The organism is Pseudoalteromonas luteoviolacea (assembly GCF_001750165.1).
In the GTDB taxonomy this organism is placed as follows: Bacteria; Pseudomonadota; Gammaproteobacteria; order Enterobacterales; family Alteromonadaceae; genus Pseudoalteromonas; species Pseudoalteromonas luteoviolacea_G.
Genome location: NZ_CP015412.1, coordinates 707,859 through 730,229, shown reverse-complemented (window position 1 = coordinate 730,229; position 22,371 = coordinate 707,859). Strand labels below are relative to the sequence as shown.

At 41.1% G+C, this 22,371-nt stretch carries 25 protein-coding genes and 1 pseudogene; 10 read left to right on the top strand and 16 right to left on the bottom strand.

Going from position 1 to position 22,371, the window contains the following annotated elements:
• Window positions 1–17 precede the first annotated feature (17 nt).
• Complete coding sequence (locus S4054249_RS23640) at window positions 18–620, top strand: DUF998 domain-containing protein (protein ID WP_046356813.1); 603 nt, start codon at window positions 18–20, stop codon at window positions 618–620.
• Window positions 621–670: 50 nt separating this feature from the next.
• Here S4054249_RS23640 and S4054249_RS23635 read toward each other — a convergent pair whose 3' ends face one another.
• The 9 genes from S4054249_RS23635 to S4054249_RS23595 form a co-directional block, all read right to left on the bottom strand.
• Complete coding sequence (locus S4054249_RS23635) at window positions 671–1,159, bottom strand: pyridoxamine 5'-phosphate oxidase family protein (RefSeq protein WP_046356812.1); 489 nt, start codon at window positions 1,157–1,159, stop codon at window positions 671–673.
• Window positions 1,160–1,188: 29 nt separating this feature from the next.
• A complete protein-coding gene (locus S4054249_RS23630; protein ID WP_046356811.1) occupies window positions 1,189–1,746 on the bottom strand; it encodes a GrpB family protein in 558 nt (185 codons plus the stop codon).
• Window positions 1,747–1,812: 66 nt separating this feature from the next.
• Complete coding sequence (locus tag S4054249_RS23625; RefSeq protein WP_052961012.1) at window positions 1,813–2,829, bottom strand: tetratricopeptide repeat protein; 1,017 nt, start codon at window positions 2,827–2,829, stop codon at window positions 1,813–1,815.
• 90 nt (window positions 2,830–2,919) lie between these two features.
• Complete coding sequence (locus tag S4054249_RS26240; protein WP_052961011.1) at window positions 2,920–3,774, bottom strand: cupin domain-containing protein; 855 nt, start codon at window positions 3,772–3,774, stop codon at window positions 2,920–2,922.
• Window positions 3,775–3,866: 92 nt separating this feature from the next.
• Complete coding sequence (locus S4054249_RS23615; RefSeq protein ID WP_046356810.1) at window positions 3,867–4,739, bottom strand: GNAT family N-acetyltransferase; 873 nt, start codon at window positions 4,737–4,739, stop codon at window positions 3,867–3,869.
• A 592-nt stretch (window positions 4,740–5,331) separates the two neighbouring features.
• On the bottom strand, window positions 5,332–6,300 hold the full coding sequence (locus S4054249_RS23610; protein WP_145925137.1) for an LNS2 domain-containing protein: 969 nt from the start codon (window positions 6,298–6,300) through the stop codon (window positions 5,332–5,334).
• Window positions 6,301–6,505: 205 nt separating this feature from the next.
• Window positions 6,506–7,099 (bottom strand): hypothetical protein, encoded by a 594-nt coding sequence (locus S4054249_RS23605; protein ID WP_046356809.1) that lies wholly within the window; start codon window positions 7,097–7,099, stop codon window positions 6,506–6,508.
• Window positions 7,100–7,298: 199 nt separating this feature from the next.
• Window positions 7,299–7,961: a M15 family metallopeptidase gene (locus tag S4054249_RS23600; RefSeq protein WP_052961010.1), complete on the bottom strand. Its 663-nt coding sequence runs from the start codon at window positions 7,959–7,961 to the stop codon at window positions 7,299–7,301.
• A 306-nt stretch (window positions 7,962–8,267) separates the two neighbouring features.
• Window positions 8,268–9,593: an ABC1 kinase family protein gene (locus S4054249_RS23595; RefSeq protein WP_046356808.1), complete on the bottom strand. Its 1,326-nt coding sequence runs from the start codon at window positions 9,591–9,593 to the stop codon at window positions 8,268–8,270.
• Between the two features lie 220 nt (window positions 9,594–9,813).
• Between S4054249_RS23595 and S4054249_RS23590 the strand changes: the two genes are divergently transcribed.
• From S4054249_RS23590 to S4054249_RS23580, 3 genes are all read left to right on the top strand, one after another.
• Window positions 9,814–10,521: a substrate-binding periplasmic protein gene (locus S4054249_RS23590; RefSeq protein WP_046356807.1), complete on the top strand. Its 708-nt coding sequence runs from the start codon at window positions 9,814–9,816 to the stop codon at window positions 10,519–10,521.
• A gap of 123 nt (window positions 10,522–10,644) precedes the next feature.
• Window positions 10,645–11,481 carry a pirin family protein gene (locus S4054249_RS23585; RefSeq protein ID WP_046356806.1) on the top strand — a complete coding sequence of 279 codons (837 nt, stop codon included), beginning with the start codon at window positions 10,645–10,647 and terminating at the stop codon, window positions 11,479–11,481.
• 114 nt (window positions 11,482–11,595) lie between these two features.
• Window positions 11,596–12,354 carry an alpha/beta hydrolase gene (locus tag S4054249_RS23580; RefSeq protein WP_230851944.1) on the top strand — a complete coding sequence of 253 codons (759 nt, stop codon included), beginning with the start codon at window positions 11,596–11,598 and terminating at the stop codon, window positions 12,352–12,354.
• 59 nt (window positions 12,355–12,413) lie between these two features.
• Here S4054249_RS23580 and S4054249_RS23575 read toward each other — a convergent pair whose 3' ends face one another.
• Entirely contained in the window at window positions 12,414–12,887 is a 474-nt protein-coding gene (locus S4054249_RS23575) for an NYN domain-containing protein (protein ID WP_046356805.1), read from the bottom strand.
• A 122-nt stretch (window positions 12,888–13,009) separates the two neighbouring features.
• Between S4054249_RS23575 and S4054249_RS27070 the strand changes: the two genes are divergently transcribed.
• On the top strand, window positions 13,010–13,162 hold the full coding sequence (locus tag S4054249_RS27070; protein WP_230851943.1) for a hypothetical protein: 153 nt from the start codon (window positions 13,010–13,012) through the stop codon (window positions 13,160–13,162).
• A 22-nt stretch (window positions 13,163–13,184) separates the two neighbouring features.
• Window positions 13,185–13,762 (top strand): annotated as a pseudogene (locus S4054249_RS27060) (SDR family oxidoreductase).
• 49 nt (window positions 13,763–13,811) lie between these two features.
• Here the strand turns inward: S4054249_RS27060 and S4054249_RS23565 are convergent.
• The gene (locus tag S4054249_RS23565; protein WP_046356804.1) at window positions 13,812–14,303 is read right to left on the bottom strand and encodes a GrpB family protein; all 492 of its coding nucleotides are present in this window, start codon (window positions 14,301–14,303) and stop codon (window positions 13,812–13,814) included.
• A gap of 195 nt (window positions 14,304–14,498) precedes the next feature.
• Here S4054249_RS23565 and S4054249_RS23560 point away from each other — a divergent pair, with 195 nt between their 5' ends.
• Complete coding sequence (locus tag S4054249_RS23560; protein ID WP_046356803.1) at window positions 14,499–14,927, top strand: GNAT family N-acetyltransferase; 429 nt, start codon at window positions 14,499–14,501, stop codon at window positions 14,925–14,927.
• Window positions 14,928–14,955: 28 nt separating this feature from the next.
• Here the strand turns inward: S4054249_RS23560 and S4054249_RS23555 are convergent, their stop codons facing one another.
• Both S4054249_RS23555 and S4054249_RS23550 read right to left on the bottom strand, forming a co-directional pair.
• Window positions 14,956–15,504 (bottom strand): dihydrofolate reductase family protein, encoded by a 549-nt coding sequence (locus S4054249_RS23555; protein ID WP_046356802.1) that lies wholly within the window; start codon window positions 15,502–15,504, stop codon window positions 14,956–14,958.
• A 103-nt stretch (window positions 15,505–15,607) separates the two neighbouring features.
• Window positions 15,608–16,183 carry a DJ-1/PfpI family protein gene (locus S4054249_RS23550; RefSeq protein WP_046356801.1) on the bottom strand — a complete coding sequence of 192 codons (576 nt, stop codon included), beginning with the start codon at window positions 16,181–16,183 and terminating at the stop codon, window positions 15,608–15,610.
• Between the two features lie 357 nt (window positions 16,184–16,540).
• Here S4054249_RS23550 and S4054249_RS23545 point away from each other — a divergent pair, with 357 nt between their 5' ends.
• Window positions 16,541–18,703: a M3 family metallopeptidase gene (locus S4054249_RS23545; protein ID WP_046356800.1), complete on the top strand. Its 2,163-nt coding sequence runs from the start codon at window positions 16,541–16,543 to the stop codon at window positions 18,701–18,703.
• Window positions 18,704–18,760: 57 nt separating this feature from the next.
• Here S4054249_RS23545 and S4054249_RS23540 read toward each other — a convergent pair whose 3' ends face one another.
• Complete coding sequence (locus S4054249_RS23540) at window positions 18,761–19,150, bottom strand: response regulator (RefSeq protein WP_046356799.1); 390 nt, start codon at window positions 19,148–19,150, stop codon at window positions 18,761–18,763.
• 146 nt (window positions 19,151–19,296) lie between these two features.
• On the opposite strand from S4054249_RS23540, the gene S4054249_RS27345 reads away from it, so the two are divergent.
• Window positions 19,297–19,560 (top strand): Rho-binding antiterminator, encoded by a 264-nt coding sequence (locus S4054249_RS27345; protein WP_046356798.1) that lies wholly within the window; start codon window positions 19,297–19,299, stop codon window positions 19,558–19,560.
• Here the strand turns inward: S4054249_RS27345 and S4054249_RS23530 are convergent.
• Window positions 19,557–20,021, bottom strand: a complete 465-nt coding sequence (locus tag S4054249_RS23530) for a GNAT family N-acetyltransferase (protein ID WP_046356797.1) — start codon at window positions 20,019–20,021, stop codon at window positions 19,557–19,559. The two genes, S4054249_RS27345 and S4054249_RS23530, sit on opposite strands and share 4 nt — an antisense overlap.
• Before the next feature lie 271 nt (window positions 20,022–20,292).
• Window positions 20,293–21,084, bottom strand: a complete 792-nt coding sequence (locus S4054249_RS23525; RefSeq protein ID WP_231103343.1) for an MBL fold metallo-hydrolase — start codon at window positions 21,082–21,084, stop codon at window positions 20,293–20,295.
• A gap of 230 nt (window positions 21,085–21,314) precedes the next feature.
• Between S4054249_RS23525 and S4054249_RS23520 the strand changes: the two genes are divergently transcribed.
• Window positions 21,315–22,349: a DUF4097 family beta strand repeat-containing protein gene (locus S4054249_RS23520; protein ID WP_052961009.1), complete on the top strand. Its 1,035-nt coding sequence runs from the start codon at window positions 21,315–21,317 to the stop codon at window positions 22,347–22,349.
• The last annotated feature ends 22 nt before the right edge of the window (window positions 22,350–22,371 follow it).

Genomic DNA, 22,371 nt, shown 5'->3' with positions numbered 1-22,371 from the left:
TATACAAGGAGAGACCCATGGAAGGTAGTGTCGTGCTACTGACTGGCTTTATTGCCACAATTTGGATCACATTAGGCGTTTATATCGCAGGTAAATACTACCCGAACTATAACCATAAAACGCAATTTTGCAGCGAGCTGGGTGCCGCAGGCAGTCCAACAGAAAAGCTCTCTCCGCTCATTAACAACTACCCTTTAGGCATATTATTTTGTGCATTTGGCTGGAGTATCATTGAATATACAAATGGGGATTTGACTCTAGTTTTGGTAGGCTGGTTAATCATAGTTCATGGCATTGGCACCTGGGTAGCGGGTTTTTTTCCTATGGATAAAGACCCCTATACCAGAACACCGACGCGCAACTGCCAAATTCACTCTCACGCAGGCTTTATCATGCTCTTATCACTCTTAATCGCCCCGTTGCTGGTGCTATTTAGTGACTTAGCTCTTTCATTTCGAGTGTTTTCGGGTGCATCTGTCGCCGTAGCGTGTTTTTATCTATATCGAATGGCCAAAGCATTCAAGCAACAAACTAACTTAGGGCTCTATCAGCGTCTATCATACTGGGCCAAGCTCATCTGGTTAGCCACGCTGTCCCTCATACTCTGGAGCGCAAGCTAAATTATGCCAACTCTGCACTACAACAACACAGTGCAGAGCGCAAAACACGATTACACAAAGCGTTTTGTCATTGAGCCGATTTTAACCTGCTCAACTTTATCAAATTCAATTTCACGCACTTTCGACATATTTTTCCAAAGCAATTTGTATCCTCGCGTAAACCGAGTTTTACCCACTCGCTTTTGAAATTTCGCCTTTTCACTTTCAGAGGCCTCTCTTAGCACACCTAAGGTGCCATATAAGCGCACTGCCGGTCGGCTAACAAACTCGCCTTTTAACAAAGACCTTAGCCAATACCAGATGCTTCCATTAACCGCTAAAATGCAAACTCGCCCCTGATCTTTAGCAGACTTCGGCAGGTTCGTTGTAAACTTTTCAAAGTAATATCCTTTTCCCGGCTCTGTCAAAATTAACGAGCCTATAGGCGTAATATGCGGGTTACCATCCTCAGAAACACTGGCAATTGCATAATGAAAAGACGATTTAAAAGAGCACTTAAATAGGGTTTTAATTTCAAGCCAATTGGTTTGTATATCCATATTAATGTTCCAATTATTGTTAACTGATTTTATTGTGTACGATCTTTACTCTCAAGCAAACTAGCGGCATAAAAAATTGAATCCATATATGGATCTTTAAGCTCATAGTAGGCAGTTTCATCATTTGGAAATCGCCGAGCCAGAGTGCTTTTTATTTTTCCATACGCTTGTGCGATAGGTTTATTATCACGTAAAAAATCACGAAATTTTAACGCGTAAACTTGGTTTACTCGGCCGATTTCTCGAATGTGGATATGGATTGGTCGCTGCCCTTTGGGTTCCCGAAAATACAGTTTTTTTAAACATGCATCCCCATCATTGTATCCAGTCAGATTATCATGGGTAATATCAGGCCTAAAAACATATCCAGCCTCACTCAAAACTTGTATCAGGCAAGGATTGTCAAGGTCCTTTACACTTACTTGAATGTCTATTACATCTTTCGCAACTAGGTCTGGCACGGCGGTCGAACCAATATGATCAATGCTCACGACCAATCCGTTAAGCACCTGCTGCAAAACTAACTGAATAGCAGAAAACTCATCAGCCCATCTGGGCTGGTAATCTACAATTTCTATTTTTTTCATTTATTCTAATTCTTAAAGATTGATTCACCCTTTAAAGGCAAACCTAAGGATTAACAACACACCAGATCACCAATCACATAAACGAACTTTTTCAAACCATGTCATCTGAAACGGTTGGCTTTGTTTCTCTCTTACAGCGGGCACGGTGACCTTTACCTGAGGCGCTAAATGAGTCGCAACTAATGTTCTGACTTGCTCGCTCTCCAGTTGCTTAAACTGTACCTGTAAAACATTGCGCTCGTCGGCAGAGAGATCATAGCCTTGCTGAGTTAAATAAGTTTGATGGATCCAGTGCAAAAATGCTTTTTTTGCCTGGTTAGGAAATGAATCGGTCAGGGCTTTAATCGGTGAATACAAACGCGCATAGTTGATACTTTCTCCTTTCAACACAAATAAAAAAAGTAAATTTGTGCCAGCAGTAATATGGCCAGAGCGTTTATCCACACTTTGATACCCCTGCAATGCCGCTCTAAAGTAACGATCAGCCTCATCATAATTCGCCAAATCTAATGCTATCGCTCCCAAATTATTATTGATGGTTGCAGCCATTGATGTATTGCCCTGTTTTTGAGCCAATAAAGCAGCCTGCTGATAAAGCGCTATCGCGCTGTGATGCGCTCCCATATGCCTTGCAACCAAAGCGCGGCTGTTCGTTAATGTCAAACGTTGTGATTCATTCTCTGCGTACTTTAATGCGCATTGCAAACTTATATCCGCTTCACTTAAATATCCCTCTCGACGCAACCAAATACCAAGTGCGCTCAAAATGCTCGTCAACTTATTAATAAAGTATGGGTGAGTATTATAAGTAAAAAGCACCTCTAGTGATTGTTCGAGCAACTGGAGTTGATTGGTGGGCACCGATGCCCGTACCCTTAAAACGTGCCAGCGGATCTTAAGACCAACAGGCAGAGTATCAATGCCAGGTGTTGTTTCAAGAAGATACAGAGAGTGAGATGGCTTCACCGTTAAATAATCCTGAGCCTCTTGTAATCGCTCCATCTGCTGCTCAACAGAGGGTTTTGCCTCGGGCATAAAAGCAAGTAACAGTCCAATCGTGAACAATACACTTTTACATATCAAAACCAAGTTCCTATTAATTAGTTACTCATTGAATATAGAGGAACACGATGAGCAGACCAAATGGTCAATATACTTCGCCCAAACACCCACTCAATTCGCAAATCCTGTAGGCATTTTTGTTTCATGGTTATTGACTGCCAGTCTATCGCATATGTCTGCGACCTCCGGATAGTCACATTTTAGCGCCTGATGATCGGCTGCCTCGAAACAATCTCCAGTAAATCCAGGTGCCATTGTACAACCAAATATCGCATATTGCCCTGATCCACTCAGCTCCCCAGCCTGCCATACACCCGCAGGAATTCGATATTGTAGTTGCTGCCCTTGTTTAAAATCAGGGCCCATCACCACAGTTTCTGCTCGACCATCGGGATAAAGTAAATATAGATTAAACGCATCACCTTGATAAAAATGCCACACTTCATCGTATTTTAAACGATGAAAGCAAGACACACTCTTTAGCGCATGGCAGTACATGCCTATCATGGCCGTGCCAACTGGCTTGTTGTCATCAAGCGCCATATCTGCGCGCCAAGTGCTCTTATATAAAGTCCCCTCAACAGGAAGGCGAAGAAATCGATAATGCCCAAGCACATCTAAAATAGAAGACGCCACCTCTTGATGCGCAAACAGGTTGTAATCAACAACGTCGACAATCGCATCTACATTGAGCTCGCCATAAATATGAGGAAACAAAGCATGGGTACCAAGCGGCTCACTCGGTGCTTCCAAGAGCAACTTCCCAGTGAGCAGGCGCGGGTCAACGACGGCTACTTTTACGCCATCTAAATCTGCATAAAAATGCTGATAAACATCCTTCACCTGCTCTGCTGTACAAGCATGAATATACCCTTCTGTCAGTAAAGAAGGTGGTGCATAAACCTCATTACTAAATGCAATTTCATCACCACAAAATAAAATAAATACTGCGTTATTCTTTGTCATAAAGATCCTTTACTCATTCTCAAAACCAAGCATGATGCTTAGAGTTTTCATTCTTGCAATACTCCACTGCACAAATCACGTAGAGTGCTCTATTACCCAATTTCAAATGATGCAACACCAAATGTGTGTGCTATAGGTAGAACAGGAAATTCCCCTGTATACATTCTTGCGGTTTCAAATACTGTATTCATACCCAATAGCTCAGCTAAGTTAACCGCAGCTTGATTCGGTTCTGGCGTATCTAAAAAAACCTCTATCGGCTGTTTAGATCCCTCTGCAACTTTTAAAAGCAAAGACTTGATAAGCGCTTTGGCATCATCAGTACTATTTGCGTACAGTGGTCCAATTTTATATCCAGTTTCACACGCTCGGATAACACCGTATCCCTGCACTTCCTGCTGCGCCTGTATACCCACAGCAAAAGCATTAGGTTGAGTACGCCATTGCTTATTGAATTCATCTCGATTTGCTGGGAAAAAAGCGCGCTCATACTGACTAATCGATCTGTCATCTACAGCTTCAATGATACTCTCAGCTGAGCCGCTTATCTTTAATATTTCACTCGTCGTAAATGTGCCTTGATATCTGATATTGCGGTACGCAAGTTTAAAGCCTGACTTTTGATAATTTGCTTGTTGATCAACAACGCCATCCAGACCAATATTGCAGCCAGACAAGTATGACATCGCTGCTTGCCAGATCTGGTAGCCATAACCTTGCCCTCTATATTCTGGTTTCACAATATAAAAGCCAATAAAGCCAAAGCTCGAGTCGTATTTCATTGCGGAAATCACAGCGATAGGTTCATCACCAAGAAGACCAATTAAAAATCCCTGCGGATCGGCAGCTTCATAACTTGTCCCATCGCATTTACCAGGGTTCCAGCCCTCTGCAGCAGCCCACTCTATAGCAATGTTTATTTCATCATCGTGCATCGCTCGGATCACAAAATTATCCTTGTCCATCTACTCACCTTAACAGCGTTATTTATATTTTAAGTTCAACTATTTTTTAGCTTAATCAGGGAGAAATAAAATTCAACTGCGACCTATTTTTATTGGTCTAAATCTGAACAGAAATGGGAAGTTTGTCGCTTTTTATAGCAACTCTGTATGTACTATCAAATTGAAATTTGAAGGAACATATTATTTGGTTCCAACGAACCGGCCTATGCCATTTAACCGCCGCCTCAAAATTCATTCGATTTTCAAACAATGCCAAAGAAATGTTGAAATATGAACTGCAAACTTATTTTGCAATATAGCGACTTTAGGTATTTGCTCTGTGTAGGCAGCTGGTAGAACGAAATCGTACTATTATCGCTATACCAGTATTGATGCTCATCGTACTGAGTATGTTGTCGGTGCTTTCGAAGCCCTACAGTGCATAAAACGGTTGTCTTAAACAAGCAAAGATAAACGCCAAAGCACACATGTGGACTAGAGTATCTGCCAATATCTACATGTCTTGAGGACTCGTATTCAACGCGCCCAATCATATCAACATGCTCATTAGGCAGCTACAAAAAGCCGCCTTTTATCTAATCATATCACTCTATCACTCACACTTTGCTGCTGGGTAACTGTCAACCTGTGCCTGAATATGTTGATAATAATGGTTCTGATCTATCGGCATCGTGCCATAATGCCCAGCATCGGGGCCAATTGTAAAGCTATTCATTTCCCCTATTCCTGCTCGAATAAATGCCTCAGCGTCCGTTTTGGCATTGCCATAAGCACGCACAATTTCTAACCCTTGTGACTGTAAACGGTTTATTTCAGCCATCTTATATTCTGCTGTTCGGAATAAGCTGGTCTCATTGCTCAATGAAGTTCGTAAAAACCCTTGCGCAAGCCCCATCCAATTAAGCCAATCCCGTGTTCCTTTTGCATACCAGTATACTCGAGCCGTTAAATAAACTGGCTGATAACCAAGGTCTAAATATCGACGCACCAAAGTATATGCTCCTTCCTTTTCATCTGCTCGGCTAATGCCCGTATAGTCACCAATTTGCTCAGCGTCCGACTCCGTCAGCGTGCCATCAATATCAAACAAGACCGCTTGAGTTCCTGCTTGCACAACTGTCACATAACCTTGCGCACCTGATTTATCAGCGGGTACACCCGCATAAATTCGATATTGCCCTGCTTGCAACGCGGGTAATGTCACTCTGGCTTTGCCATCATGATCTGTCACAGCATCAGCCAAAAAACGCCATTGCGTGTCCTGCTCAGAACGGATATAAAATTTGACGGCTTCATATTCTAAATCTTTGTGTGCCACAGCCCCATAATCAAACTTAGCCGTGACAGTCGTAGCATGACCCTCTGCAACAACTTGATCATGAACCATATGAAACGAAGGCAGCCAAGTTATTAACCGATTTAGACGATTTCGATATCCAACATCTGGTAATTCTGGTTGTTCAAACTGAGCCTCCAACCATGCCAAATTTGGACAAGTAGGCAGCGCACTCGCTGCACTGGTAAATCCGGCGAGCAACGCCATATAACCAAATAATTTCATTTTTGTTCTCATCATAATTTTGTCATCTAAAGAGTAAATACTCCAGATTACAAAATTATTAACAATATTTTTTCTTTTTCCAGTTGAGTAGGTGTTTTTGTTGATGAAAACAAATGCATATAAATTTAAATTATTGAATTTAAAAACAAAAAATAAGTTTATCAGTGGATAAAGCGGCTGAAGAATGTAAAAAAACAGTATAAATCTACTTTTTAGCGATTACATCAATGGGGTGAGGAAGTCTATCAGGGTACTTCAAATACTGTTTTTTCCCCTCATATTGAGCGGCGATCCAGCCGTATTGTGCGTGAGAACGGAACAAATATTCTCCATTCGTTGTTTGCAGCCGCCCAGCGACAGAGCGCCCCTCTAACGTCAGTTCAAGCGCCAAATGTTGCTGTACATCATCAGAAAAATAGCCGGAGACATTGATCCCTCCTCGCTTTGATTGTTCGATACTCTTGATAACAATAAAATAACTTCGTGCATGCTGAGGGACATAAAATGCAACTAAATCAGATACTTTTAAACTTTTAATCCGTCTAAGATCAAATTCAATATAAGCTTGACTGATATATTGATGATTATCAAATAGTGCTTTTCTTGCATTTGATGAAGCTTTGTTAATAACAAAGTACTCTTCATTATTTTGAGATAAAACGGGCTCAAGTGATACCAAACTTTCCGTTTTTACGCTTAAAGCTTCTGGCTTTATTCCATTTGCACATACGTTACTGAGCCCTCCCCATAGAAGGCATGCAATAAACAGTGCTACAGCGCAGGCTATTCCCTTATACATATCACTATATTAACAATTATCAGCTATTTAGGTACATTAAATGGTGCAAGTCCGTTAATCAAGCAATAAAAGTCTTTTATCAATCACAAAATTTTCACATTGAAAACACATAATATACTTGACACATATAATTCAATAACTTGCATTAAATTATATGTTTACGTTGATTTACAAGCACTATGAATCAAGCTATCAATGCTTATTCGATAGGCATTGAAAAATAGATTTCGCTATACGGCTCATCAATAAGCGTAAAATGCCACCACTCTTCTGCTAACCCAGTAAACCCCGCAGCGTTCATGACTTTAGCTAACAACATACGATTCGCTCGTTGCTGCGAATTAACTCCTTTATAGCTTGGCCAAGATACTTTAGAGAAATAATCCCAATCAGAGCCCATATCTAACTCTTGAAGCGAAGATGAATCAATCAATGTCACATCTAAAGTACTGCCGCGAGAATGACCAGAACGAGCGGCAATATAGCCACGTTTGAATAGTTCACTTTTTGGTACATCTGGATAGTAATAAGCCTTTTGCTTCGTATCATCTAGCACTTTCGCCCATCGGACAAAATGATCGACCGCCATTTGTGGCCTGTAGCAATCGAAGACTTTCAGACCTAAGCCGAATTCATTCAACGCATACTGTGCTTTTGCTACAGCTTCCGCAGCGGCTTCACTGAGTAAGCATTTCGGGGCCAAATAGCCATCAATTCTAGTACCGACAAAGTTGTTTGTGGTGAAATAGCGGATCTCTGTTTGAATATTGGGCACTTTGGACGTGATATCAACTAGCTCTGCCGCCGACAATTTACTTGTCACCAATACCAAACAAGCCAGCCCATAGATGAATTTTTTCATTATCTACCTCAAAGTACCTTTCACCACTACAAAGAAAGCAGTGTGGATTGAAATTATGGAAGAAGTATGGACAGTAGACTTTGAAATACAAACCCTATGGCTGCATCTTAATGAAAAAATTGACATGCACCTTTTTGAACCAAAGAAATAAGAACATATAGTCAGCGCTCACTTACACTTTCTTACTTATTAACACAATCTATAACGGAATTTTTTCATCAATGTCTTATGCTATAAGTAACTTACTTTTGGGATGGACAAATGCTATGAGCATTATTTTTCAAGGACGATGACTTTTTCCTCTCGTCACGGCCTTGATTTAGGTTCCAAGAATTGAGCAAATAAAGCGCTCACATTAACTCTAGACTGCAACCTTGCAGCAATAAGATACAACCCTGCTAGCTTTCGGTGAATGAACAATGCATCTACAGGGGGCGTGTGCCATTGTCGTTCTTTGGTACTCAGCGCCATGCCCTTGTCTCGGATCCGCGTCGCAATATTGCTTCGAGAGAAATCATAAGGTTGCTGAGCTCTCAAAGGTTCAGTCGCCATGAAGAATAAATCTAACACAACCTCGCGATACTCTTCATCAATGTCATCACTAAAATAACCAATGGCATAAATTGCATCTATCATTGCATTTTTATCATGTTCCAAGCCTGCCTTTAGCAATAGCCAATAGCCCTGTGCCAGCTTTAACGCAATGGAACGAGATGCTCCAAAATCCAATAGCACCACTTGCTGCGCACGCTCATCGTACAGATAATTTGCTAAATTAGGATCGCTTTGAATGGCGCCAAGCTCAAACATTTCAATAAAAAACAATCGAATTAAGTCTTCAGCAATCTTATCTCGTTGTGCCTGCGACGCATTTTCAAATGCTACGAGCTCTTTACCCGTAACAAACTCCATCGCTAAAATATGGTCTGTTGAATATTGCGGGTAAAATTCGGGCACTCGATATTGTGTATGATTTTTTAGGCCTTGCTTAAACTCTTGTAACCGCTTCCCTTCTGTCAGGTAGTCTGTTTCAACTAAAAGTTGTTGCTTGGCCTCAGCAATTAGAGGATCGATCACCACTTGTTTGGGCATTAAGCCTGACATTTTTATTAGCATAGCCACATTGTCAACATCGCTGTCGATGCTATTAGCAACACCAGGATACTGAATTTTTAATGCCAATTTCTCCCCTGACTCTGTTGTTGCTTCATGAACTTGACCGATTGATGCGCGCGCAAAACTTCTCAATTCAAGGTGACTAAATTTATCGAGCCAATTAGGGCCCCAATTCAATTTAAGCAATTGAACAAGCTGCTTATGCGGCATTGGCTGAGCATCCGCACGCAACTTGTCTAACAGCACAGCAAGCTCTTTAGGTAGCAGATCGCCAGAATCCATTGACACTAATTGTCCCAACTTCATCGCAGCCCCTCTCAAGTGCGCAAGCTTGTCCGCAACAGCATGAATATTTTTAGGCTGTAATAAGAGCTCTTTTTTCGTGACAGATTGCCCTGTGAGCACCTGCTTTGCCCCTGAAATTACAACATTAGATGCCACTTTTCCTGCTAGCCCACCGAGATGTGCCAGTCGAGAAATACGTGAAGAAGGAACTCGCTTACTTTTGTCTGTCATTCTATAAACCAATCAAACCCATGTTGTAACGTGCGCAATAAAGGTACTGTGTCTTTTGCAATTTGGATCAAAATTTACGCTGTTAAAATACAAAAAACGCATAAGTAGAGACGTGAGTATATCAAAATCAACTTATCTACCCTATCAATGAAACAGCTACTTTAATTTATAACTGCCTTAACTATAATTTGAGTAAATTTGAGGTTTTTCGTAGTTGCCAATGAAGTATTTGCTCTCTGCCGTTATTTTAATGTTTGCCAAGCCTTTGTATAGCGAGACATATCATTTTGTCTCAATCAACTATTTAATAGAACAGGAAGTTGGCAAAGTTGTACTTACAGAAGTCTACAAACAACTCGATATCAACATCACCATTACACCACTACCAGGTAAACGTGCTCAATTTGAAGCAAAAACGGGCATGAAAAATGGTGAAATAATGCGTATTTTCAGCTATGGCGAAGAAACACCGACGACCATAAGAGTGCCAACTCCCTATTACTACTTAGAAACAACCGCATTTGTCCGTAAAGATAGCAATATCAACATTAGAACTGCGGCAGATCTGCAACAATATCATATTGTTAAAGTTCGAGGTGTCAAACACACTAATAACATTACCAAAGGACTGAAACACGTTGAAGATATGGACACCACAGCGCAAGCCCTAAAATTGGTATCAAAAGGTTTAGCGGATGTTGCTTTAACAAATAAAACAGATGGACTCATCTATTTAAAGAAACTGGGCATTAATAATGTTACTCATAGCCCAAGCTTGGCTGTTCTCGACCTATACCATTATATACATGAATCACAACAGCACCTTGTCCCTTTGGTTAACAATAAACTCATCGAAATGAAAGAGTCAGGAGAGCTCGCACGACTTATTAAATCAGCCGAACAGCAAGTCATGTCCTCGCGGCAATAGACAACCATCACCTATCTACAACTCGTTCTTTTTTACCGAACAGTTGCTTCGCTTTTTACCAATTTCATTCGCGCGCTATGGCAACTAAAGTAAGGTCATTCACACATAGTAAATGAGACAGCTATGCAAATTATAAAAGTAACCAAAGCACAACCGACACAAGATGGTGCAGGTGTAAAAATTAAACGGATTGCTGGGTTTGACGGTAAAAGTATCGACCCTTTTTTAATGATAGATGAACTCAAATCTGACAATGCACAAGACTATATTGGCGGTTTTCCACCTCACCCTCATCGAGGGATTGAAACATTTACCTATATTCGCCAAGGTGGTTTTGAGCACAAAGATCAAATGGGAAATAAAAAAGCAATTCGTACAGGCGAAGTACAATGGATGAGCACTGGTCGTGGCGTAGTCCACTCTGAAATGCCGCTCGCTGACGCCAAACATGGTATGCATGGATTTCAAATTTGGCTCAATATGCCCGCAAAGCACAAGATGGATCCACCTAAATATCAAGACTCTAGTGAGCATATGTTACCCTCACTGACCAATGCCCAAGGTGCGACGCTCAAAGCGCTTGCTGGTGAATGGACGGTGGGAGAAAAAACCATTTCTTCCGGGTTAAATGACTTAGCAGGTGAAGGGGCTATCAGTGATATAACATTGCCAAAATGTAGCTCAATAAAGCTGGATTTATCACATTTTGGTAAAGTCATCGCTTATATTCACACAGGGTCATTACAAGATTTGTCTCATCGGGCAGGTCAATTACTCACTTTGGATGCCAAATCCCCCATTGTGATAGAAACTGCAAACCATGAAGCTGGATTATTACTGCTGGCAGGCCAGCCTATTAATGAAAAAATTGCCCACATGGGCCCATTTGTAATGAATACGCAGGCTGAACTACAGCAAGCAGTAAGAGATTATCATGCCGGATTATTTGGTACGCTTTAAAATGGTCACTGTAAACCCCATTTACAGATGACAAGCTTTTACTTTTCATACATTTACTATTAATTGAGCGCAGCTTATACTCGCTGCGCTCAATATAATAAGGAAAGTAACACGGTGAACAAGTTAGTACTTGCGTTGATAACAATGATAACTACATATGCCTATGGCGATAATGCCCAACTGCTACATGACGAGGCGCGTAACAGGTCTATTCCTATTGAAATTACCCCCCCAACTCATACAACTGATTGCAATGCCAAAAAGCCATGCCCAGTTGCGTTTATTAGTGCTGGATACGGTGTATCACATCAAGATTATCAATTTCTTAGCACAACATTGGCACAACAAGGCTATTTATCCGTGGCAATTCGTCATGAACTCAAAGAAGATCCGCCCTTATCCGTCTCAGGTAATTTATACGAAACCCGACAGGAAAATTGGCAACGAGGAGCCAAAACGTTGCAGTTTGTTCGTAACACGCTCAAATTAACCTATCCAAACTATGATTTTAATAACTTACTACTGTTTGGCCATTCTAATGGTGGAGACATATCCTCTTTGCTAATTAATCAAGGCGCCCCTTATGTGTCCGGACTAGTCACGCTGGATCATAGGCGAGTACCACTTCCACGCAACCCTTCAGTGTCAGTATTGTCAATTCGCGGTAGTGATTTCCCTGCCGATAAAGGTGTGTTATATACAGAAAAAGAATCGCAAACTTATCCTGTATGCGTGATCAAAGTGCCTCAGTCAAAACACAATGATATGACAGATGAGGGCCCAGCTTGGCTAAAACAGTCAATGACGACTTTAGTTAAGGGATACTTACATGGCCATGCGTGCCACACGCTAAACAACACGTTAAAAAAATAATCTGATCCCTAATAGTTTGCAATAAGTGGTTCCACAACAACCGCTTATTGCAACCGTTGCTACAAAAGTAACTCGGATTCTATCGCGATATACTCAGAAGCTGCGTTCATTAGACTTGTTGCCGTTAACGAAGGGACACCATAGACATGTGCGTCAGTCTGATACTTGTCACGAACAGTGTTAAGCAAAATGTCAAAGTCACCATCTCCTGACGCCAAAATAATTAAATCTGATTGCTTAGCCGACTCCAAAACATCAATAGTGATCCCGACATCCCAATCCCCTTTCGCGGAACCATCCGCACGTTGAATGAAAGGCTTTAGCTTAACTTCAAACCCTATGGCCCTGAGAATATTCTGAAACTGGCGCTGTTTCTCATCACCTCTGTCAATAGCATAAGCATAGGCGTGAATAACTTGTCTATTGTGTGTCACTTCAGCCCAAAAGCGATTGTAGTCAAAGTTACGTTTATAGGCGCTCTTTGTGGTGTAATAGATATTTTGTACATCAACAAAAATACTCACAGTTTGCATGAAACCCTCTCGCACATATAAATCACGTTGAAAAGTTTAAGTCTATCATTAAAGAAAATAATGAAAACAGTCAAAAACCACTATAGTTTTAGTGATTAAATAAACTTCACAAGGAATAGAGCATGAATACTCCGTTGCAAGGTAAAGTGGCACTCATTACAGGCGGTGCAAAAAACATGGGCCAAGCATTTGCACTCAGTCTCGCCAAACAAGGTTGTGATATTGTCATTCATTACCACAGTGAAAGCGCGCACACATGCACTAAATACTGCTGAAAAAATCATTCAGTTAGGGCGAATGGCGTCAGTAGTCCAAGCCGATTTAAGCAGCACTGACCAAGTCAAAAACCTCTTTGCACAAACGTTAGAATCATTCGGCAAAATTGATATCGTGATCAACAATGCAGGTCAAGTATGCAAAAAAGCATTTTTGATTATTCAGAGTCTGACTTTGATACACTATTTAACATAAACGCTAAGGGTGTTTTTTTTGTTATGCAGGAAGCGGCTAAAATACTTCAAGATAATGGCCGAATAATTAATATAGGCACTTCTCTTTTAAGCGCATTTACCGGCAACTATGCACTCTACGCGGGATCTAAAGCTCCTGTAGAGCATTTCACCAAAGCGCTTGCCAAAGAAATCGGCGCACGTGGGATCACTGTCAACATGATCTGCCCTGGGCCTATTGATACAGACTTTTTTCATAAACAAGAAGATACAGACTCTGTCGCCTATTTAAGCGGTGCTAGTGTCGCTGGTCGACTTGGTACCATTGAAGACATCGTACCTATGGTCGATTTCCTTTGCTCATCGCAATCGCAATGGACTACAGGACAAACTTTGTTTGTAAACGGTGGATTTGTCAGTCGATAGCCTTTTTAATTGCCATGCTCAAGATTAAAAAAGTAGAGTATGGCAAAAATTAATACCCTAATACCTTCTCAATAAATGGCCACTTTTTACGAGTATACGCTTCTCTGTCTTGACAATTTTCAAGTGCAAGCGAATGTTTTAACTGTGCATATTGCTTAGCGATTGTATCATTTGTACGTAGTATATCCCTGAACTTGACCCGCTCGTACCATAACGCACTCTTAAAAGGGATCAGGTGAATATGGTGTGTCCTAAATTCCGGTGAAGGCTTGCAAAACCAATGCATGTACTCAGGTTTATATGGGTAATAGCAATATCCATGTGTACGCAAAGTCTCTATCGCATCAATTGACTCATTGAGGCTGCGCACTCCAACCATAATATCAATAATAGGCTTTGCAGACATACCCGGTACTGAGGTACTACCGACATGCTCTATTGTGCCATGAAGCCAAGGCCTTACAAGCGATAATAAATGTGCTTGCTCTCGCTCAAACTCTTTAGGCCACGCTTCATCGTAACTGACTAATTCGACTTTCATAATGTAATCTCAAAAACCCCATAATTACCTGACGAGCACTGCCATAATTTTTTTAATCTTCCAAACTTAAAATAGTGGTGCTTAGTAAATCTCATTGCTTTATGCACAGTTTGTCATCTTGATGGCATACATTAATAGTTGTATTTATTGCGTTTCACATGCCAAGTACATAGCTCAAAATCGCAAGGATAAAGCATGAACATTACTCTAAAGCGTGCCTTAGAGTCTGATAAGCCCTATTTACTCGCCCTGCGAGAGGAAACGATGACAGAGCACCTAGAACGACTGGGGATATTTTTGTGTCATGAGGCCCATTTAAGTAGATTGGAGGAGTATTATCATTATGCCAACTTAGTATTCATTGATGAAAATAAAGTGGGCTGCTTGAGGTATAGGGCAACAGTACACCACCTTGAAATCATGCAACTTCAAATTGCGCCTGAATATCAAAATAAAGGAATTGGCACCGCCGTACTAAGATTTATTTTAAATCGTTACCCAACCATTCCTGCACACCTGAGTGTGTTAAAAGAAAACCCTGCGCAGCGTCTCTATCACAAGTTAGGGTTCCAAACGTACTCTGAAGATGAATTTGAAGATTATATGATACTCAAACGTATATAAAGGCAGATGAGACAACTGTCAGCCCCCTTTACACAGACGAACCTGTGCGTACTTGATAGTGCGACTGAACTAATTGACCTAGTAATACTGACGTCGCCAACAAACTTATTTTACCTTTGAGCGGAGAGTCTGGCAGCCATTTTAACCCCTGACCAAGTACAACAGGCACCGTAATGACGATTAGCTCATCTATCAATTCTTTAGTTAAAAAGCTCTGAACTAGCTTCCCACCATCAACATATAAACGGTAATGGCCGAGTTGATGAAGCTGAGATATGACCTCTTTTTCACTGGCACAAACTAAGTAAGCTTTATCTTTACTCTGCTCAGGCAGCTTTTCTAATGACTGACTTAACACAAAAACAGGTTTGTCATAAGGCCACTGCCCATACTGCATTACCTGCTCAAACGTATTTCTGCCCATAACAATAGCATCTATCTGCGCCATAAAATCGGCAAAGCCAAGATCACTATGCTGCGGATTCTCTATTTTGGACAACCAATCTATATTACCGTTTGGATCTGCAATAAACCCGTCTAAGCTCTGCGCTAAATATACTGTATTTTTTGCCTTCATTACCCTCACCGCCTACTTTAGTCAATGATTAAGTATCGGCTAAAAGTCTAGATTAATTAGCAGCTTTGATACAATTTTTAGTATAAAAAGACCACTGGCGAGTTTATAACTCTGACCACAGGTAATCCATTTGATGAGCTGTTTGTCTGGCAACGTCAAAGCCAAACCTTTTCTTCACCATATCTAGGCTCATATCAATGCCACAAGCGACACCTGCCGAGCTAGTAAAATTCTGATCTGTGACGAACCTTTTGTCATTGATTACTAATAAATGAGGATAGTTTTCACGCAGCTCTTCAATACGCTGCCAATGCGTTGTAACCGTTTTTCCCTCAATCAAGCCTGCTTTTGCAAACAAAAATACACCGCTACATATAGAGGCACAGTGACGAGTATGCGTTGCAGTCTCTGCCAACCAGTCTAATACCGCCTGATTATCTATCACACGGTCAAGTCTGCCACCAGCAACAATTAATAAATCAAACCTAGGGTGACCATGAATACAAAAATGAGGATTAATCGATAAGTCGCCGCGTGCTCTAATAGGTGAGTTACTAGGCGCTATCAAGCTAACATTGATAGGACGTTTTGAGATGCGTGAAGCAGTGGAAAACACTTCTAGTGGACCGCAAAAGTCCAATGCTTCTACACCATTATAAATAAAGATACCAATTTCCATGATGTCATCACGGGTTCACAGTATGTGTAACTAAAGTGGCTCAAATTTAGCCAACAATCAAGATAAAGTTTTATGAAAAAAATTAAAATTCATAAAAAATAGAATATAAAAAATAGTAAATTTCATCAAAATTTCGATGAATAGCGATTTAAAAGCGGCAAAGTTACCCTATTTTTTGGTCGTCACATTTTGCAATACTTTTACACTTGATCAAATTTGCACTTTACACTGATTACAGTAGTATGTTCCCGAATTAGCAAGCTTGTATCTCCTGTAAAATCAGATATAGGGGCCAGTACGTGGTCAATATTGCAACTCAATAACTCACAATTATCAATCGAACAAACTGAGAATACTATGAAATTAAAAATGTCATTTTTAAGCGCTGCGGTATGTTTAGCGCTAGCTGGGTGCAGCACCACTCCTAGCTCACAAGACTCAGCATCCGTTGAACAAGTAAAAAAACAATATTCAAACCCTTTATTGAAAGAATATACAGGCCCTTATCAAGGAGTTCCTCAGTTTGGCGACATGAATCTCGAAGACTTAGTACCAGCAGCGGAGATTGCGCTTGCAGAGCAACTTGCTGAGCTTGATGCCATCGTTAATAACCCAGAGTCTCCAACATTTGAAAATACCATTGCAGCCCTCGAGCGCTCGGGCAGTGCTGTGCAAAATATGTATCCATACTTCGTTACCTACATCACCAACCTGTCTTCACCTGAAGTGCGAGAGCAGCAAGCCATTGTGATGGCAAAGATGTCAGAATTCGAATCAAAACGTAACCAGAACAAAGCTCTGTTCCAGCGTGTAAAGGTAGTATACGAAGGTGCCGAATACAAAACACTGACGCCTGAACAGCAACGTGTAACTTGGACTCAATACAATAGCTTTGCCCGCCATGGCGCGACACTAGAAGGCAAAAATGCTGAACGTTATGCTGAAATTAATCTGAAATTATCAAAGCTGTATACTCAGTTTGGCAACAACGTACTGGCTGATGAAGAAGGCTATACGACTTTCTTGACCAAAGACCAACTATCTGGCCTGCCGCAAGCGTTTATTGACTCAGCAGCAAGTGCCGCAGAGAAAAAAGGCCAACCTGGCAAATTTGCGATCACCAATACTCGTTCATCAATGGATCCGTTTTTAACCTACTCAACTGAGCGTGAACTACGTAAAGCAGTTTGGCAAAACTACTACAGCCGTGGTAACAATGCTGGTGAGCACAACAACAAAGCAGTGATCTCAGAAATTCTAAAGCTACGTCGCGAACGTGTTGAACTGCTTGGCTACGAAGATTATGCACAGTGGCGCCTTGAAGACCGCATGGCGAAAAACCCTGAAAATGCCATCGCACTCATGGACAAAGTCTGGCCAGCCGCCATTGCACGTGTAAAAGAAGAAGTGGCAGACATGCAAGCGATTGCAGACAAAGAGGGCGCAAACCTCACCATTGAACCATGGGATTACCGCTTTTATGCAGAAAAAGTCCGCAAGGCAAAATATGACCTAGATTCAAATGAAATTAAACAGTACTTGCAACTAGACAAGCTAACAGATGCGATGTTCTATGTTGCTGGCCGCTTATTTAACTATGAATTTTCACCGATTCAAGATGGCTCTGTGCCAGTTTATCATTCAGATGTGAAAGTATGGGAAGTAACTGACAAAACCACTGGTAAACATATTGGTTTGTGGTACTTAGACCCATTTGCGCGTCAAGGCAAGCGCTCAGGTGCATGGGCAGTATCATTCCGTAGCCATACTTCAATGGATGGTAAAACCAATGTCCTAAGTACAAATAACTCAAACTTCGTAAAAGGTGCTGAAGGCAAGGCGACACTTGTATCGTGGAGCGATGCTGAGACTTACTTCCATGAGTTTGGCCACTCACTGCATGCACTCTCTTCAAACGTAAAGTATCCAAGTTCTAACTCTGGTGTGCGTGACTACACTGAATTCCAGTCACAGCTACTAGAACGCTGGTTGTCTACCGAAGAAGTGATCAACAAATTCTTAGTGCACCACGAGACTGGCAAGCCAATGCCACAATCCTTGGTTAAAAAGATTAAAGAGTCTGCGACTTTCAATCAAGGCTTTGCAACAACAGAGTACCTAGCATCTGCGATCATGGATATGAAGTTCCACACAACCGATCCTGACAAAATTGGCGACCCTGTTGCATTTGAAAAGGCGCAGCTGGAGGCAATTGGTATGCCGAGTGAAGTGGTAATGCGTCATAGAACAACACACTTTGGTCATGTATTCTCTGGTGAAGGTTATGCAACTGCTTACTACGGCTACTTATGGGCAGAAGTACTCACCTCAGATGCTGCGGAAGCGTTCGCAAATGCACCAGGAGGTTTTTACGATAAGGACGTTGCCAAACGCCTAGTAGATTACTTATTTGCAGTGAGAAATGCGATGGACCCGGCAGAAGCGTACCGTAAGTTCCGTGGGCGTGATGCAGATGTAAGTGCATTAATGCGTGACCGAGGCTTCCCAGAAACCAATTAATATTAGCTTTGCTATTTATAAAGGGTGTACACAGTACACCCTTTTCTTTTCATACCACTAACTACAGAGCTGACCGTGTTTATCCAACACATTGATTCTTTTTAATTGCTGTATTAATGTTGCCATATTGAACGGCTTTACCACAAAGCCATCTACTTTTTTTAGCAACACTTCCTGCACTCTCTCCTTACTGCTTTCACACGTCACCATCAAAACTGGCAACTGAGCCAGACGAGGCGTTTCTCTTATTTTACTGAGTAAGGTCAAGCCATCAATATGCGGCATATTGAGATCTGATACAACCAAATGATATTTACGTTTACCAAGCAAAACCAGCGCTTGCTTGCCATCTGTCGCCTCATCAATATCGTCAAAGCCCAGTTTTCTCAGCATATTTATCATCACATGACGCATCGAGGTCATATCATCTACCACTAAAATTCTCATCTTATATCCTTATTACTCACATAGAATAAGTGTCGAACTTCAAAGCTAGCCAACTTTTATGCACTTGTCTAACCCCTTTACAGTGACATCTTATGTCCTAATAACGGCTCATCACGGCTATAATACGAGTAAATAAGATAACTATTATGCGAAAAATGCCAATGCGATGTGAGGATACTGATTTTATTGAAATTTCATGTATGAACTCTTTCATACTCAAAGTTCAAACGAATACAAAAACATATGAAGGAAGGGCAAAAGACATTGTATACAATGAACATCGAATACAATGTCTGGTATTAGAGCAAAACAGAAGCCAAATTCTGATAGCGCTAGATACAATCTCAGAGGTCACCGCACTGACACAAAATCCCTTTTTTCAAACGATAAAATTGAAGTCTAAAACTTAGTCAGATTGCAAGGATAACGACATAAACACACTGAGCGGGTTATCTCTGTATAAACCAAATCGCTCGCAACGTTCAAACCCCAAAGACTCATATAATTTAATAGACTCTTCTTGCTTTAAGCCTGTTTCTAAACGGATCAACGGGATTTGAGCATCCCCTGCGTAATGCAGGAGTATTTGCATAATACGTTTTGATAAGCCTTTACCACGAAAACTGGGTTTAACGTAAAGGCGCTTAATTTCACCATACAGCTTTTTATCAAACTGCTTCACAATGGCACCACAAGCCACAATTTCTGATTCATCTTTTAAACCAACCGCTCTCACATTGGGCTGGTTTAGCTCCTCTAAAGCAAGCGATTGGTCACTAGCAATTGGATAGAGGGTATTCATCAAGCGATCTATTTCTGCAAATAAATCTTGAACGTTAGGATCATCTGGCTTTAGCTCTACTAGCTGCATAGGGTCCCTTTTACATTGTTATTTTATCGCTCGTAAAGTACGCGACTAAATTATGAGTGGTTTTATAAATCAAAACGCACTGCATACTCTAAGTCGTACGCCAAGGTGCAAATATTCACCCATAAACGAGGGGAGTCATTCAAGTAAACAACTCAGTGTAATCTAAATTGACGCAAGTATAACGAAAAATAGTTAAAATGTTATTAAAATGCGATTTCTTGCAGCAAATGGGTACAAAACATCACAAAATGAACAGAAAACAGTCATCACGTTAAGGTAGGTTTATCGGGCTTAAGGCAGTTACATACTTTATTCCCGCACGTTCAAAATAGCGAATATCTTGCTCACTATGATAATGGTATACCCACAATTGACTCACTAATTTACTAGGATATTCTCGAAGTAAATCATCTATGCCACTGTGGCTTGGGTTGCCCTTTACAGCACAATCATGAAAAATAATTTCACTATCTGATGTGACATGCAAGAGTAATTCAGGAATAGGGCGAGTATCACCAGAGTAGAACATTACCCCTGAGATATGTAATCCAAATGCCGAGTTTGGTGCGTGATGACGCACCGGATACACACCAACTTTAACCCCTTGGTGCCAAAAATATTCAGACACAGGGTGCAATATAAATGTATGCCAAACATCTGATTTTAACTCTGCCAACTTTGTATAGCGAAGCATGGCACATAACTGAGTCACCAATAAGGCAGGTACATATAACCTGACCGTTTTACCAGATATTGCAGCTTTAAAATAGAGCTGCTCAAGGCCGCCGACATGATCATAATGCAGATGCGTTATGAACACACTCTCGGGCAGCTCATCTGGCAATACCGTCTTATATCGATTCAATGTATCATGACCACAGTCAATCAACAGCCAAGGCCTAGATTTATGCAAAAGTAAACAAGCAGAGTTTCCCAACGCTTCGGAGCTTGCATCACCGACACCTAAAAACAAGGCAGTATCAGGCCTGATTATGTGTTTGGATTGCACCTCAAAGTGCTGTGTCAGCGCATCTGATATCGTCACATTTTGCAATGCAGCCAACCTCAATAACCGGATCTCTCTATTTAATTTGCAGTATAAAATTGACAGAGCGATGACATCAAGTTGACGAAATAGTTATTTAAAGTACTATATTTTAGTCAAAAAAACCACTCCTCAACTCAACCAGAACTAACTAAACCCATATAAATCATGCAGTTATGATTTTTCTAATTTGGTCCCGTATTTGCTGTTACTATCTCAAATCAAACAAAATAAAAAAGTCCAAAAAGATGAAAAAAATAATTACCCCAATCATTGCCGGATTGATGCTAAGCGGCTGTGTAGTTCACGTCAATGGCAATGCTCAAAGCGACTTAGTGGACTATACGAAATCGCTCTCTCTACCATCGAGTGGTCTCACTGAATTAAGCATAAATAACGGTGCTGGCGATATTGTTGTCAAAGGCGTAAAAGATGCAACATCTATATCACTGACAGCAAACATCACCACTGCGCCAGACAGAACTTATACATTGACATTAGATAAACAGGGCAGTTCGGCAAAGCTCATTGCAAAGCATGATGCATTTGTCGGTGTTGCTTGGTACTCAGGAAAAAGCCCTCAAATCAGTATTCAAGTAACCGTGCCTGAACATATGATACTGGATATAGACGATAGCTCAGGTGCGATACGGGTCTCTAATGTAAAAGATACTACAATTGATGACGGCTCAGGTCACATTGAGCTTGCAGATATTGATGGACATATCCACATTGATGATGACTCTGGCTACATTACCGTCACCAATGTCACTCAAAACGTTCGTATAAAAGATGGATCAGGGAACCTAGAGCTTGCGCACATTCAGGGGGACATCCACATCAATGATGACTCTGGTAATATTTCTGTCGCCAACGCGGCGAAAGATGTGCGAATACAAGATGGTTCTGGCGATATCGACATAAACTCCGGTCAACTTGTCGTCATTGAAGATGACTCAGGCGACATTACCTTAAGAAAGATTGTGGGTGATATAGAGATAGAGGATGGTTCAGGCCAAATTGACATTGTCGGGGGTCAATCTGTGGCGCTAAAAGACGACTCTGGAGACATTCAAATCTCAAACATTGCAAAAAACGTGACCATCGATGATGGCTCTGGTGACATCTGGGTAACGCAAACAAAGGGCCAAGTATCCATTGAAGATCAGTCAGGTGATATCGCTGTCAGTGACAGTCACAAGTTAGAAATTACTGAAGATGGTTCCGGAGATGTCAAAATCTCAAATGTCACACATGTATCGACCTTAAATATTGATAGGTAATTACTCTGTAACATAAGTAGAA

What these genes read in the sequence shown, in the direction of transcription:
- S4054249_RS23640 (WP_046356813.1), top strand. Translation starts at nt 18, where the DNA reads ATGGAAGGTAGTGTCGTGCTACTGACTGGCTTTATTGCCACAATTTGG.
- S4054249_RS23560 (WP_046356803.1), top strand. Translation starts at nt 14,499, where the DNA reads ATGAACATTACTCTAAAGCGTGCCTTAGAGTCTGATAAGCCCTATTTA.
- S4054249_RS23555 (WP_046356802.1), bottom strand. Translation starts at nt 15,504, where the DNA reads ATGAAGGCAAAAAATACAGTATATTTAGCGCAGAGCTTAGACGGGTTT.
- S4054249_RS23615 (WP_046356810.1), bottom strand. Translation starts at nt 4,739, where the DNA reads ATGGACAAGGATAATTTTGTGATCCGAGCGATGCACGATGATGAAATA.
- S4054249_RS23530 (WP_046356797.1), bottom strand. Translation starts at nt 20,021, where the DNA reads ATGCAGCTAGTAGAGCTAAAGCCAGATGATCCTAACGTTCAAGATTTA.
- S4054249_RS23540 (WP_046356799.1), bottom strand. Translation starts at nt 19,150, where the DNA reads ATGAGAATTTTAGTGGTAGATGATATGACCTCGATGCGTCATGTGATG.
- S4054249_RS23565 (WP_046356804.1), bottom strand. Translation starts at nt 14,303, where the DNA reads ATGAAAGTCGAATTAGTCAGTTACGATGAAGCGTGGCCTAAAGAGTTT.
- S4054249_RS23550 (WP_046356801.1), bottom strand. Translation starts at nt 16,183, where the DNA reads ATGGAAATTGGTATCTTTATTTATAATGGTGTAGAAGCATTGGACTTT.
- S4054249_RS23595 (WP_046356808.1), bottom strand. Translation starts at nt 9,593, where the DNA reads ATGACAGACAAAAGTAAGCGAGTTCCTTCTTCACGTATTTCTCGACTG.
- S4054249_RS23610 (WP_145925137.1), bottom strand. Translation starts at nt 6,300, where the DNA reads ATGAAATTATTTGGTTATATGGCGTTGCTCGCCGGATTTACCAGTGCA.
- S4054249_RS23575 (WP_046356805.1), bottom strand. Translation starts at nt 12,887, where the DNA reads ATGCAAACTGTGAGTATTTTTGTTGATGTACAAAATATCTATTACACC.
- S4054249_RS23590 (WP_046356807.1), top strand. Translation starts at nt 9,814, where the DNA reads ATGAAGTATTTGCTCTCTGCCGTTATTTTAATGTTTGCCAAGCCTTTG.
- S4054249_RS27345 (WP_046356798.1), top strand. Translation starts at nt 19,297, where the DNA reads ATGCGAAAAATGCCAATGCGATGTGAGGATACTGATTTTATTGAAATT.
- S4054249_RS23545 (WP_046356800.1), top strand. Translation starts at nt 16,541, where the DNA reads ATGAAATTAAAAATGTCATTTTTAAGCGCTGCGGTATGTTTAGCGCTA.
- S4054249_RS23630 (WP_046356811.1), bottom strand. Translation starts at nt 1,746, where the DNA reads ATGAAAAAAATAGAAATTGTAGATTACCAGCCCAGATGGGCTGATGAG.
- S4054249_RS23635 (WP_046356812.1), bottom strand. Translation starts at nt 1,159, where the DNA reads ATGGATATACAAACCAATTGGCTTGAAATTAAAACCCTATTTAAGTGC.
- S4054249_RS23520 (WP_052961009.1), top strand. Translation starts at nt 21,315, where the DNA reads ATGAAAAAAATAATTACCCCAATCATTGCCGGATTGATGCTAAGCGGC.
- S4054249_RS23600 (WP_052961010.1), bottom strand. Translation starts at nt 7,961, where the DNA reads ATGAAAAAATTCATCTATGGGCTGGCTTGTTTGGTATTGGTGACAAGT.
- S4054249_RS27070 (WP_230851943.1), top strand. Translation starts at nt 13,010, where the DNA reads ATGAATACTCCGTTGCAAGGTAAAGTGGCACTCATTACAGGCGGTGCA.
- S4054249_RS26240 (WP_052961011.1), bottom strand. Translation starts at nt 3,774, where the DNA reads ATGACAAAGAATAACGCAGTATTTATTTTATTTTGTGGTGATGAAATT.
- S4054249_RS23605 (WP_046356809.1), bottom strand. Translation starts at nt 7,099, where the DNA reads ATGTATAAGGGAATAGCCTGCGCTGTAGCACTGTTTATTGCATGCCTT.
- S4054249_RS23585 (WP_046356806.1), top strand. Translation starts at nt 10,645, where the DNA reads ATGCAAATTATAAAAGTAACCAAAGCACAACCGACACAAGATGGTGCA.